The 14,728-nt window shown below is 30.0% G+C and carries 7 protein-coding genes and 1 other RNA gene; 1 reads left to right on the top strand and 7 read right to left on the bottom strand.

The genetic code is table 11. The features are described 5' to 3' along the window. Positions 1-47 precede the first annotated feature (47 nt). Positions 48-2,618 (bottom strand): preprotein translocase subunit SecA, encoded by a 2,571-nt coding sequence (secA, locus tag PCY70_RS00960; RefSeq protein ID WP_010166332.1) that lies wholly within the window; start codon positions 2,616-2,618, stop codon positions 48-50. Positions 2,619-2,741: 123 nt separating this feature from the next. Next, an RNA gene (gene ffs / locus PCY70_RS00955) (signal recognition particle sRNA large type) lies at positions 2,742-3,005 on the bottom strand. A gap of 244 nt (positions 3,006-3,249) precedes the next feature. Here ffs and PCY70_RS00950 point away from each other — a divergent pair. Next, positions 3,250-4,329, top strand: a complete 1,080-nt coding sequence (locus PCY70_RS00950) for a hypothetical protein (protein ID WP_010166334.1) — start codon at positions 3,250-3,252, stop codon at positions 4,327-4,329. A 67-nt stretch (positions 4,330-4,396) separates the two neighbouring features. Here the strand turns inward: PCY70_RS00950 and xylB are convergent, their stop codons facing one another. The 5 genes from xylB to PCY70_RS00925 all read right to left on the bottom strand — a co-directional run bounded on the left by xylB (position 4,397) and on the right by PCY70_RS00925 (position 14,712). Then, the gene (xylB, locus tag PCY70_RS00945) at positions 4,397-5,920 is read right to left on the bottom strand and encodes a xylulokinase (RefSeq protein ID WP_305768091.1); all 1,524 of its coding nucleotides are present in this window, start codon (positions 5,918-5,920) and stop codon (positions 4,397-4,399) included. A 9-nt stretch (positions 5,921-5,929) separates the two neighbouring features. Continuing rightward, positions 5,930-7,408, bottom strand: a complete 1,479-nt coding sequence (locus tag PCY70_RS00940) for a glycoside hydrolase family 43 protein (RefSeq protein WP_044149300.1) — start codon at positions 7,406-7,408, stop codon at positions 5,930-5,932. 64 nt (positions 7,409-7,472) lie between these two features. Continuing rightward, the gene (gene xylA, locus PCY70_RS00935) at positions 7,473-8,789 is read right to left on the bottom strand and encodes a xylose isomerase (protein ID WP_029487833.1); all 1,317 of its coding nucleotides are present in this window, start codon (positions 8,787-8,789) and stop codon (positions 7,473-7,475) included. A 159-nt stretch (positions 8,790-8,948) separates the two neighbouring features. Continuing rightward, positions 8,949-11,081 carry a methyl-accepting chemotaxis protein gene (locus PCY70_RS00930; protein WP_305768090.1) on the bottom strand — a complete coding sequence of 711 codons (2,133 nt, stop codon included), beginning with the start codon at positions 11,079-11,081 and terminating at the stop codon, positions 8,949-8,951. A 109-nt stretch (positions 11,082-11,190) separates the two neighbouring features. Next, the gene (locus tag PCY70_RS00925; RefSeq protein WP_305768089.1) at positions 11,191-14,712 is read right to left on the bottom strand and encodes a hypothetical protein; all 3,522 of its coding nucleotides are present in this window, start codon (positions 14,710-14,712) and stop codon (positions 11,191-11,193) included. Positions 14,713-14,728 lie beyond the last annotated feature (16 nt).

Genomic DNA, 14,728 nt, shown 5'->3' with positions numbered 1-14,728 from the left:
TTATACGCCATACTATACTTTTAATGTCTATGATTTTTATTTAAAAACTATTGTCCACAACAATTTTTGTATTTTTTGCCACTGCCACAAGGACAGGTATCATTTCTATTTATTTTTTCCGCTTTAGCTGGAGTTTTTGGAGTACTATTATCTTGTATATTGGTAATGACATTTTTAAAAACAGACTCTCTTTTAATTTCTCTATTAGTTTGCATTGGGATGTGGAAGACAGCTTTAACAGTATCTTGCTTAATATTGTCAGTCATTTCCTCAAACATATCAAAGCTTATATATTTATATTCTACTAATGGATTACGTTGACCATAGGCATGTAAATTTATTCCTTGACGCACTTGTTCGATATTATCAAGGTGATCCATCCATTTTTGATCAATAACTCGCAGTAACATAACACGTTCATTTTCGCGCATTTGTTCACCGATATTTTCCTCTTTAAATTTATAAATTTCTTCCGCTTTTTCAAATAACAAATCTTTTAATTTTTTCTCAGATAAATCTTTTTGTTCTTCAGAAGTGAATGTTAAATTATCATAAGGAATAATAGCATTGAGATATTCCATAAGTTTTGCCAAATCCCAGTCTTCCGGATACTCTAATCCAGCAGTTGCATTCTCTACTGCTTGATCAATTACGTCACGAGTCATGTTCATAATGTTTTCACGGATATTGTCTTGGGTTAAAACTTTATAACGCTCCCCATAAATTAATTCTCTTTGCTCATTCATAATTCGATCATATTCCAAGAGATGTTTACGAATACCATAGTTATTTGATTCTACTTTTGTTTGAGCACGCTCAATGGCTTTAGTCATAATACCATGTGTAATAGGTTCATCATCTGGAATACCGAGAGAATTAAACATTTTAAGGGTACTTTCAGGCATAAATAAACGCATTAAATTATCTTCTAATGCTAAATAAAAGCGCGATTCTCCGGGGTCACCTTGACGACCAGAACGTCCTCTTAATTGATTATCAATACGTCGAGATTCATGTCGTTCTGTACCAATAATCTTAAGACCGCCAAGCTCAGGGACACCTTCTTCTAATTTTATATCAGTACCACGTCCAGCCATGTTAGTTGCAATTGTGACAGAATTTTTTTTGCCAGCTTGAGCAACAATTTCAGCTTCTTGTTGATGATATTTGGCATTTAAAACTTGATGTTTTATACCTTCTTTAGTTAATAATTTACTCAAATGTTCTGAAATATCGATAGTTACAGTACCTACTAATACAGGTTGACCTTTGATAACGGACTCTTTAACATCTTCTATAATAGACTTGTATTTTCCAGCTTCTGTTGTATATACAACATCTGGATGATCAATTCTAAGAATAGGTTTATTGGTAGGAATAACAATAACATCCATGCCATAAATTTCTCTAAATTCACTTTCTTCTGTTAAAGCTGTACCAGTCATTCCAGATTTTTTAGAATATCGATTAAAAAAGTTTTGGAAAGTTATTGTTGCCAATGTTTTACTTTCTTTTTTTACTTCTACATTTTCTTTTGCTTCTATTGCTTGATGAAGCCCGTCTGAATATCTTCGACCATCCATTAATCGACCGGTATGATCATCTACAATTACAATTTCTTCTTTTTCATTCACAATATAATCTTTTTCAAGATGCATCAAATTGTGAGCTTTTAGCGCTATAGTGATGTGATGTTGAATTTCCATATTATTGGGATCAGCTAAATTTTCGATACCAAAATATTGTTCAGCTTTTTTTACACCTTCTAAAGTTAGAGTTACGGATCGTTGTTTTTCATCTACGATATAATCTCCCTCTTCTTCGATTTCTTCGCGCATTAATGTCGCCATAGTAGATTCATCGCTAAGCAATTGTCCTTTTTTTAATCTACGCACAAAAATATCTGCAGCTTTATAAAGATGAGTGGATTTTGCACCTTGACCAGAAATAATTAATGGAGTTCTAGCTTCATCGACTAAAACAGAATCCACTTCATCTATAAGAGCATAGTTTAATTCACGTTGAACCATGTCTTTTGCATATAAAACCATGTTGTCTCTTAAATAATCAAAACCATATTCATTATTTGTACCATAAGTTATATCACAACCATAAGCTTCACGGCGTTTGTTGTTATCCATATTACTTAAAATACATCCTACACTCAAACCAAGATAATTATATAATACACCCATTTCAGCCGCATCACGACTTGCTAGATAATCGTTTACCGTAACAACATGCACTCCTTTTCCGCTAAGAGCATTAAGATATGCTGGTAATGTTGCAACTAAAGTTTTTCCTTCACCAGTTCTCATTTCGGCAATACGTCCATAGTGTAAAATAATTCCACCAATGAGCTGCACTGGATAATGTTTCATGCCCAATGCACGAACGCTTGCTTCACGACAGACAGCATATGCTTCTGGCATCAAATGGTCTAGTGATTCACCATTTTGTATTCGTTCTTTGAATTCTTCAGTTTTAGCTTTTAATTCATCGTCACTTAATGCTTGCATTTCTTCATCATATGATTCAATTTTTTGTAAAATAGGTTCTATTCGTTTTAACTCTCTTTGAGAGTGAGTACCAAAAATTTTTTCTACTATACCTTTCAAAATTTCACCTTCTTCTATTATACTTTATGTGCTATTATTTAATTTTTCCAAAATGGCCATTTTTATAACCTTTTTAGATATTTAAGCAAAAAAAAACATGCCCAAGACATGTTATGTATAATTCTGTGCACTTTGCTTTGACAGCAATTCACAAGCGTTACCCTGACAGTTAGCTCAAATCCAGCACCCTTACGGCACATAAATAAACTTACTTAGTGCTGCTTCCGTCAAGACCTGACACGGTTCATAAGCACTTATTGCGTAAGACTGAACTCTCAACACCACTTTTCAGGGGCAGACCAAACAAACAACTGCCGCAGACAAAGCATCACTCTTGCTCTAGCGGGTTGCAAGTACAGGGCACCGCTACCTCCCCAGCTAGCACAGAATTGTCTTGATTATATACTATAAAATTAGATTTGTCAATAAATTTATTGTTAAATTTTTGTATATTTTATTACATTTTTTGTGTATTCAATTTAAAATACATTGACTCCTGTTTGATAAATATGAAAAAATATCTTAGTGTTAATTTCTAATATTATAAATATATATTTTTTATAATTTGATAGTATAAGCCTATATTGCAGTATATTACTTAACATGATAAAATAGAGTTAGGGGGGATATCATGTTGAAGTGGCAAATTTTTAAACTTAATTTAATAATAATCTCTATTTGTTTATTATCATTTAATGGACCAATAACTTCTTGCTTAGTTTATATATTTATTGACTTGCTATTGACAGCATACATGATTTTCATATCTAAGAGTAATCTGAAAAGATTACTAACTGTTATAGCATATATGACACTAATAACACTTCAAGTTTGCTATTGTATTTTTATTTTAAATGGCACAGATTTTATAGTAGGAAAAATGACCATGCTAATTTCATATTTATTTTTAGGTTTTTCGTTTTATTTAAAAGAAATATTGGATTTGAACTTAGATAAAGTTTATATTTTTTCTGATATTAATGTAGAACGAAATTCAAATTTGTCCTTTTTGTCCTTTGATAAGATAGAAGAATTTAATCAAATTTTATCCAATAAAATAGAATTTTTAAAAAATTCTAAAGAAGTTTTAACCAAAGAAGTTATTGAAGAAGTTATTGAACAGGTTAAAAGAAATAGTTTTTTTTCATATATAAATGAAGGGACTCTTAATGAAAAATATTTAAAAAAATTGGAAGAAAGTATACAAGATAACCATATTTATATAGTTCTTTCTGATACTGGAAGTCCAACCAGTAAAGTTATTTCAATTAAAACGCATAAAACTTATAATCATGTATCTATTGCATTTGATAGTAAACTTAATACTTTAATAAGTTATAATGGAGGTGAATATATAAATCCACCGGGATTAAATGCAGAAATGATAGAATATTTATTAAAAAAGGAAGATTCTTCTATTTATGTATATAAATTAGAGGTTAGTAAAGAACAAAAGCAAAAAATGATTGATAAGATTCGAGAAATAAATTTAAGTGGAAGTGCTTATAATTTATTAGGATTATTCTCTAAACAATCATATAAGCCAAAATCAAATATTATGTATTGTTCACAGTTTGTATACTTGTTGTTACAGTATGCAGATGCTGAATATTTTGAAAATAAAAGTGAAAGTATTAAACCTACTGATTTAGTGGAACTAGATTATGATAGGAAACTGATTCTGGTCAAAAAAATAACATTATTTGGTTAATTATAGACTTTAAGGCAAGTACAACTATCATCTGCCTTAAAGTTGTGTACAAAATTAAAATAAATTTTTATATATCATTTAATTTGGCAAAACTTGCTATCAGCGCTGGATATAGGTGTGTATAAATTTCATAATATTTTATATAATCTAAATGATTATTAGTAATAGGAGAAATCTTTTCTTTAATTTTCACCATAGTATCACAAGCAATTTCTATATTTTCATACATGTTACAAGCAACTGCGGCAAGAATTGCAACACCCAACGCTGGTCCCTCCTCGTTTTTAACTGTGGTAACATCTATATTATACATATCAGCCATCATTGTGCGCCAAATTGGACTTTTTGCACCCCCACCACAAGCATACATAAGATTAGTTTTAACTCCTAGTTCCCTCATTACATTTAGACATTGCCATTGAGAAAACATAACACCTTCCATAAGCGCTCGTAACATATGATATTTAGTGTGAATGGTATTTAATCCAAAAAATACACCTCTAGCTTTTTCGTCAAGAATAGGTGAACGTTCTCCCATCAAGTAAGGTAAAAATATCAATTTATCAGAACCGATCGGAATGTTAGCAACCCCTTCATTAATTAGTTCATAACTATCTTTTTCAAGATTCTTAGCAACATTGATTTCATCACTACATAAATTGTCTCTAAACCATTTTAATGACATTCCAGCAGATAATGTACAGCTCATTAGAGTATATTTATTAGGAACTGCAGAACAGAAAGTATGAATTCTACCTTTTTTGTCAATCAAAGGTTTGTCTGAATGAACAAAAATTACACCACTAGTTCCTATTGTAGTAAAAGCTTTGCCTGTAGATACAACGCCCGTTCCTATTGCAGCGGCGGCATTATCTGCTGCTCCATAACATACAATGGTGTTTGTACTAAGTCCAGTTTGCTTTGCAATTTCTTTTGTAATATTACCCGCAATATCTACAGAATCTTTCACTTCTGGTAATAAATTTATATCAATATCTAAATTATCTAAAATTTCTTTGGACCACTGCTTAGTATTAATATCAAATAAATTAGTCCCAGAAGCATCAGAAACTTCAGCTCCATAATTTCCAGTAAGTTTAAACCGAATATAATCTTTTGGAAGCATCATTTTATGACACTTAGCATAGTTGTCAGGTTCATGTTTTTGAACCCATACAACCTTGCCAGCAGTGAAACCTGTAAGAGCTGGATTAGCAGAGATTTCAATTAATCGTTCTTTTCCGATTTTTGTAGTTATTTCTGCACATTCTTTGCCAGTTCTACCATCACACCATAGAATGGCATTTCTAATAACAGTACCATTTTTATCAACCATTACAAGTCCATGCATTTGACCAGAAATTCCCAATCCTTTGATATCAGTTGCTGCAACACCAGATTTTGTTATAACATCTCTAATAGTAGTAATAGTTGCACTTAACCAATCATCAGGATTCTGTTCTGCCCAGCCATTTTTAGGTGTAAATAATTCATATTCTACAGTGCTAGATGCAATTTTAATACCCGCCTTATTAAATAAAACTGTTTTAGTTCCGCTTGTTCCAAGATCAACGCCTAAAATATATTCCATATCTCGCTCCTATGCATTATATTTAATTTTTGTAACAGTCATTTTACTTTCTAAACTGCCTTCAACAAACATTCCAAGATATACTCCAGTGTAGGTAATCTTAGCTACTTCAGTTGAAACATGTCTTGTGAGTCCTGTTGCCACAATGTTATTAGCAGCGGTTTGTTCAGTATCTCCAAATCCAAAATAATATTTAAATTCATCTGCTTTTATATATAAAACTATATTTGTTTCAGTTGTATTTGTTTCAAAGGAAACTTCTTTAATATCATCAAATACTTTTTTTAGCCAAATAGACTTCTTACTTATGCATAAATCAAAGTGTCGTGTGCTATTATAAAATACTGTAACACCACAAAAATCATCAAGCTGCATTTCGGCTTTTATGTGAAAAAATATTTCTACATTAAATTCAGTTTGTCTAAATCCGATAAATGCTGGAGTACTAATTTCGTTTATTGAAATATTATTACCATATAATATTAAACCGTTGTTGATTTCATACTTTACAGATGAAGGTTTACGCAAAAAATTATATTTAAAGTCTAATTGAGAAGTTGAAAAAGTATCTATGAAGCTTTTGTTTACAATAGTTGGTATTGCTGGAAATTGAGATATATCAATTTCGGTAGTAATAGGTTTGTTATCATTAATTATAGGAAATTCATTTTTTTTCCATGTAACAGGTGCAACAAATGTTTCTCGTCCAAGATGATGAAAATAGCTTTCTGTTAATCTAAAGGCTAAAAATACTGCAAAAAACTTTCCATCAGCAGCTTCAACTATATCCATATGACCAGTACCTTGAATATTACTTTCTACATTTCTATGAGTTAAGATTGGATTTGCAGGATTGGATTCGTAAGGACCATATATATTATCTGCATAAGCAATGGTTTCCATATGCCCCATTGATGTTCCGCCTTCAGCAACAAGCAGGTAATATTTGTTGCCATGTTTATAAATATGAGCTCCTTCTGGATATATTCCGCCAGTACCTGTCCATAAAAAATGTTTTTCTTCAAGACATTGTCCTGTTTTGATATCAATTTTAGCCATCTGAATTCCGCGATTACCATTTTTGTCTATTCCGGTTGTATTACAATAAACATCTTCACCTTCAAAATATAAGCTAGGATCAATGCCTTTAAAATCTACTCGAATAGGTTCACTCCAAGGTCCTGCAGGATTTGTCGCAGTTACAAAAAAGTTACCAATTCCAGAAACATCAGTTGTTATCATATAAAATATTTCATTGTGATATCGAATGGTAGGAGCAAAAATTCCACCACTAATTTTAGAATTAGTAAGTTTTACATAATTTTCATTTGATATGCAGTGACCAATTTGTTCCCAATTGATTAAGTTTTTACTTTTAAATATTGGGACACTAGGAAAATATTCAAAGGTACTAGTTACCATATAAAATGTGTCGTTTGCTCTGCATATAGATGGATCTGGATAAAATCCAGATAATATTGGGTTCATAGAAAACTCCTCCAAAAGAATTGATATTCAAGGTGCAAGAAGACTTGAACCTTGATAGTATTTATTAAACCGTAAACATTACATTATTGAACACTGCTTCAAGATATTCTTGTTTACCAGGATGAGGTTCAACAGGAGGCAATTCAAGTGCATATTTTTCAAGTTCTTCAAGATTTGTTCTACCAGCAATAATGTCGGCCCCAATTCCAGTTTTATAACTTGCGTATCTTCTGGATACAAATTCATCAATTCTACCATCTTCTATAATCTTATTGGCAATTTTTAGACCGAGTGCAAATGTGTCCATACCTGAAATATAAGCTAAAATGATATCTTCCATAGTATATGATGCTCGCCTAACTTTTGCATCAAAGTTTAATCCACCATTTGTAAATCCGCCTGCTTTAATAACTTCTAACATACAAAGTGTTGTGTCATAAACGTTTGTAGGGAATTGATCAGTATCCCAGCCAAGCAGAAGATCGCCTTGATTGGCATCAATGGAACCAAATACATTATTTACTCTAGCAACATTAAGCTCATGTTGGAATGTATGCCCTGCAAGAGTTGCATGGTTTGCTTCAATATTCATTTTAAAATCTTTATCTAAACCATATTTTCTTAAAAATCCAACAACGGTTGCAACATCGAAATCATATTGATGCTTTGTAGGTTCTTTTGGTTTTGGTTCAATATAGAAATCTCCTGTAAATCCTTTGGAACGAGCATAATCAACGGCCATGTGCATTAGCTTTGCCATATTGTCAAGTTCAATTTCCATATTAGTATTTAGTAAAGTTTCATATCCCTCACGACCACCCCAAAATACATATCCTGTTCCACCGAGTTTGATCGTTGCATCTATAGCATTTTTTATTTGTGCTGCAGCACATGCAAAAATATCAGCTTGTGGTGAAGTCCCTGCACCATTCATATAACGAGGATGACTAAAACAATTAGCAGTACCCCAGAGTAACTTGATACCGGTTTTATCCATTAATCCTTTGATATAGTCTGTTATTTCTATTAAATTATTTTTCAATTCTTTCAGACTGTTTCCAGTAGGTGCAATATCCAAGTCGTGAAAGCAAAAATATTCTATGCCAAGAATTTGCATAAGAGCAAAGGCAACATCGGCCTTTGTTTTTGCTTTTTCCATCGGGGTTTGACCGCTATAATCTCTATCAATTGTACTGGATCCAAAAGGATCTGTACCATCTCCGCACAAAGTGTGCCAGTAACTCATTGCAAATTTAAGATAATCTTTCATTTTTTTGCCTTGAATCATTTCGTCAGGATTATAATATTTGAAGCTTAGAGCTTTTTTACTATCTCGTCCTTCAAATTTGACTGGTGGTATATTGGTAAGTCCATTAACCATTTTATTGCCTCCATTAATTATAAAATTTACCATAAAGGTATTTTTATTTTAATACAAGTACTGAAAATATACAACTATTTTTAGGAAAAACTACTAATTATTTTTTATATATGCCATAGTTACTGTAAATGAGGATGAATAAATTAAGGCTGCGTTATATTAATCTACTTTAAAAAATTGCATCATACTGGTTAAATGCTCAGCTTGTGCAGCTAATTCTTCACTTACAGCGGCACTTTCTTCAGCTGTACTAGAGCTTGATTGAATTAGATGAGCAATTTGTTTGGTTCCTGCTAAAAGTTCTTCTATGCTAGTTTGTTGTTGAGCAGCAGCTTCTAATAGAATAACTGCAAGAGCACTGGTTTGTGCAATAGTTTCTACAATATCATGTAGACTCTCAGAAGTTTGATTAGCCATTTTTTGTCCTTTAGAAACATCGCTTATACTCACTTTAATTATATCATCAATTTCTTTTACGGTTTCACTACTACGATTTGCTAATTCTCTAATTTCGCTTGCAACAACAGCAAACCCTTTTCCAGCTTCTCCTGCGCGCGCTGCTTCTATTGCTGCATTTAATGCAAGAAGATTGGTTTGTCCAGCAATACTTTCAACAGTTTTTAGTACAGTAGAAATTGTGTGACTAGATTGATTAATAGTATTCATAGAAATTAACATGTTTTCCATAATTTGAGTGCCTTTATCAGCTTTAGATTTTGCTTCTTGAGAAATTTTAGCGGTTTCTTGTACGTTGACTACAGAATCTTTAATTAAGGTTGCGATATTTTCGGTAGAAGTACTAAAATGTTGAATAATTTTACTTTGTTCGACCGTTCCGTCAGCAAGTTCTGTTGCACCAGTGGCAATTTCCTCAGCGCCATTACTGACCTCTAGAGCAGCAGAAGATATATTCGATAAGGTATTGCTTAGCACATCACCTATTTCGAGTAATGAAGATTTAATTGGAGCAAATGCACCAATATAATTTGCTTTAGTTTTCTTTGTAACCGTAAAATCTCCTTTTGCCATTTCGGAAAGTATAAATTGAATGTCTTGAATCATTGTTTGTAATATATTACTCATTTTAATAAATGCAGTTCCAAGTTGACCGACTTCATCGTTAGTGTGTATATTTAGTTTGAGGTCTAAATTACCATTAGACATTTGATCTGCTGCTGCTAGAAGTGAAGTTAAAGGCTTAAGTGATCGAGTTAATAAATATATAATGAACATTATTAAAATTACCAATGATATAAATGAAATTACAATAATTGTGATAGTAAGATTGGTTGAAGAACTGAGCATTTCATCTCGATCAATTTCGACATGAGCCCACCAAATATTATCTCCAGCACGAACAGGATATAAATATCTTTGTTGAGATGCGTTGTCTTCATACCCCATATCGTTAAGAGAGTCTGTAACAAGAGAAAAAGGACGATTTTGTGCAGCTAAATTTGTCCATTCTATTACATCTTCCTCTGATACGTAATCACGTACATTTAATCCTATGCTATCATTTGTCATTGAATCATAAATTATAGTCCAGTTATTATCACAGACAGCAGAAAATAATGTTTGATAAGTTGAACTATTAATTTTAGTTTTTGAAAAAGCCTGAATATCAATATCAACAGCTAAAGCACCTTTAAATTGATTTTGATACATAATAGGAAGTGATACCGTAATAACTAATTGATTATTTATTAATTTAGGATTAGTAATATATGTTTTCCCTGTATTTTTAGACATAATATAAAAATCCTTATTTGCATAATCTGAATATTCATCTATTATAATTGCAGTATTATTGTGTGCCTGCTCACCGTAAACTTCAAATGCATATATTTCCTGAGTTGAATCAAATGCATATGGTTCAAAGTAAAGCCCAAATCCGCTCAAATTTTCATTATATTCAATAGCACTCCAAGCGGTGTGTAAAAAATAATTTTCAGCAGTGTAATTTTCAGCAGAAATATATTCGTTTAATATAGAACTCCAATTATTATTAGGACTTGATTTTCCTTCAATCATAAGAGGTTCGTTATAGTCTTCATATGTACGAATAATATAATGTTGTAAATCGTTTAATAAATTAAATGCAGAATCTAGAATGTTTTGTACTTTAGTAGCATTAAGTTCAGCTGTAGTATTAAATCTGGATGAAATTTCTCTCGAACTTGAATTTGAAACTTGAACAGAGACTACTATAATTAGAACAATTAACACAATAGTTTGTACTAATCCAATTAGCTTTGCTAATGTAAAGGCTAGTTTCTTGTTTTTATTCATTGTATTCCTCCTTATTAATATTTTTTTAATACATATATATATTATACTAATTTTGGAAAAAATACAATGGAAAAGTATTATTTTTTTGGCTATGTTGAATTGTTGTGCATTATATTAAAAGTAAATTCAATAAATTTAATTCTCTTGAACAGAAAATATATCTGTCATTATATATTTTGTTGCGAATAGCTTGTAAGTTGTTGCTTTTAAAAAGTATATAAGGGACATTCTCGTAATTACTGGATATAGGTAATACACCAGTTATATTATAATGAGATCTTAAATAAGAATACAATAATTGTTTAAATGTATTTCTGTTATTTGTTAGTGTATTTTCGGTAAAAGCTTCAAATTCTGAAAAAGTAAAAATACCTATGATAGGCATAGCTATAAACATTGAATCATTACAAGTAATATCTTGAAGTTTTTTAGATATATTACTTGTATACACATGGATTAATGTATCTAATGCTGTGTTTAAGTCTTTTTTTATAGTATTTGGTATATTGTCATTATATTGAATCTGTTCTAGAAGTTGTTCACGTAAATTATTGTCTATAAATTGTTTTCGAATAATTTCATTGTTAAAATGCAAAAAACTCTCTATGCTACATTTAAGTGGAAAAATCATTAAATCTCCTAAAATAATAGGTTCTATCAAAGGGTTAAAATCTAATAATTTGTCCATACCATTATCCCATACAGTATGAAAATTATTTTGAATTTTCTTTAATGAAGTATTATTAAAAATTTCTCCTTGAGTATGGATACTAATAGAAGAAAAAGTTTCTGTTAATTGATGAATTATATTTTCAAGATTCTTATTGGTTAGATCTCTGCGATAAGCTCGTTTTAATTGTATAATTAAAGAACTTAATGTTTCAATTAGACTGGTTGAAGATGAGTCTATTGCTTTTTCACCGGTTGGTATTAATGAAATATTTTGATTTTTAAATTTAGTACTGCCATAAATTCGTGTTAAAATAGCGATTTTGATTATTATTAGCATGGTAAATAATCCTATCAAAGATTTTTGAATCCTAGTACTATCCAAAGAATCATTGAAAAAAATCGTATCGTTGATAAAAAATTTTAAATATTTTGTTGTAAAATCAAGGTTACCACCTCTGCCTCTATATATTAATTGTAAAATTTCCATTAAATTGTGTTCAATATTAAAATTAGGTACATCTATTAGTATTCGAGTGGTATTTGGAAAAGAGATACCTCTACTAGCTGAAGATGTCATTAATACAAATTTAACTTGATCTTTATATTTGAGTACATTGGCTTTTTCTGCATCAGATAAAATAGAATTAATAATAATATAGTCTGTATTTTTAATCATTTGTGTACCAAATTTTTTTAAATACTTAATATTCATTATCTCTGAAATTTGTGCTAATCTATTTAAATTTTGTATATATATAATAACTTGTTTGGCTCTTTTAGAAGCGATAATATCGATTGCTTCATTACTTATCTTATCATTGAGATTATTATTATTTATATTGGTAGATATAGTAGATACATCTGGGACAAAACAAGTCTGGAGTAATAAATCGTATTCTATAGATAACTTATTAGCAGGATAAGAATTAGTGTTAATACAGATAGAATTATATTTATTTCTAAATTGAAAGTTAAATATTTCTAATTCTTTGTTTGATTGTTTATTTTTGTTGAAATATATTTTACTATTATCACCAAGACTATTTCTAAAGTGTTGTTCAATGACTTTTATGTTGGTAATAGAAGCATCTGCTACAAGTATTTTGAAATTTACTTTATGTTTTTCATTGTGCGGTATAGCGTCATAAATTTGTCGATAAACTAATTTAATTAAATTATCCAAGAACGCTATTCCGGCACCATCACCTGTTATTTCATCTACCATTATAATTACATTTTGAAATTTTATAGCAAAGTTATCAAAATTTTTTACTTGACGTGTATTTTCGTTATAAAATGTATCGAATATAGTTTTGATATGCGTTGCTGTTGATTTTCCGCTTGAACATTTTCGTAGGGATTGAATACAAGCTGTTGATATAATTTTATTGCTTAAGTTATTGGAAATTACACAATTAATAGCTTTTGTCAGTTTGGATAACACACCTAAATTATGTTCTGCAGCTTTAGAAAAAATTGTATCATTATGCTCCTTGAATTTCGTCGTCGAATATAAAATTTTTTTCTTATTATCAATAGGTAAAAAAGTAATATCACTTTTAACAGATATATATTTTTCAGGATTAGATGCTAAAAAATTTACTCCATTAATATTTTTTTCTTCTTGACTATTTGCTGTTAAATATACAGCATCGTCAGTGTATAATTTATTATTATTTAAAAACTTTTCTAATATATCATTATTTACTTGAGTTCTAGGACTTAAGTATAAAAATAAAAATCCCTCTTCTTTTTTGAGATATTCTACAATTGCAGTAGTTTTTCCAATTCCTGGATTTCCAGTTAAAAATAATAGTTGAACATCTTTATTTGCAATATACTTTGAAATTTGTTTTGCATGAATGTTTCTCAGGGTATCTGTGTCTTCTTCAAATGTATACTTTGCAGCTGTATTTTGAAAATCATCAAATGTTTCTGTGAACGATACCGGTTTAAAATTAACAAGTTTATTTAATGTATTTTCGTCCAACTTGAAAAATTGTTTGAAATTAGATCTAACTCTACTAAATAAGTCTTTATTTTTATCTTCAAATGTAGTTGTTTTATGTTGTTTATCTGAATAATAATAATGTTTAAAACAAGTTTCTAAAATATCTATTTGACTATCTGTTAAATTACAACTACAAACTTCTGAATCTGTATATCCAACGATACATATATTTGTGAGATGTTGTATAGTAGTTTTAGTAAATAATAATTTGATAAAATTATAGGCATAACTACCGGCTTGAATCATTTTTAATAAAGGTTTCTCTTTTGATGCTAATCCAATCATATAATTATTGAGTAATTCAGAAATATTCATATCAGAAATATCTACACCATCTATTGCTAGATTACTAAATTGACTTTTGCTGACTTGTGAATAAATAGAATGCTGAAAAATTTTTTTTATATTTTCTAAGTTTGAATAATCTTGGATATGGCTGACACTAATGGCATTATCTACTACGCATAAATAGTATTTTTGACTGACAGAAATTAAAATTATAGTATCGGCACGTAAAACTTGTCCTTTAAAAAATAATGATTCTCGTTCTGTAACATTTAACTTTATTTGAAGTTGAGTTTCTAGAGAATTAATAAAATACTCTTTTTGGTCTTGTTGATTGAATTGACCAAATACATTTTTAAAATTAGCTTGAAAATATTCCAATTTGTATTCTCGATCATGAACCTTGGTTTTTAACCATTCTTTAAAGAAATTTTTTCCAGAAAGTATTCCTTTAAATAACAGATAGTCTATATTTTGCTTTATTAGATTTTGTTCGTTAACATCAGTGATGTCTTTTGTATAAGTTGAATATACTGCAGATCGTATATAAGATTCATCCTTAAGATGAATTTTAACTTCGTTTTTCATTTTTTCTTCTAGGCATGATGCGATTCCCATGTTAAATCCTAATTCAAATACAAATCCTAAATAATTTTTATTCACGGTTTTATTCCATTTC

The organism is Candidatus Epulonipiscium viviparus (assembly GCF_030708075.1).
GTDB classification, from domain to species: Bacteria; Bacillota; Clostridia; order Lachnospirales; family Cellulosilyticaceae; genus Epulonipiscioides; species Epulonipiscioides viviparus.
This window is presented reverse-complemented; position numbering and strand designations above follow the sequence as displayed.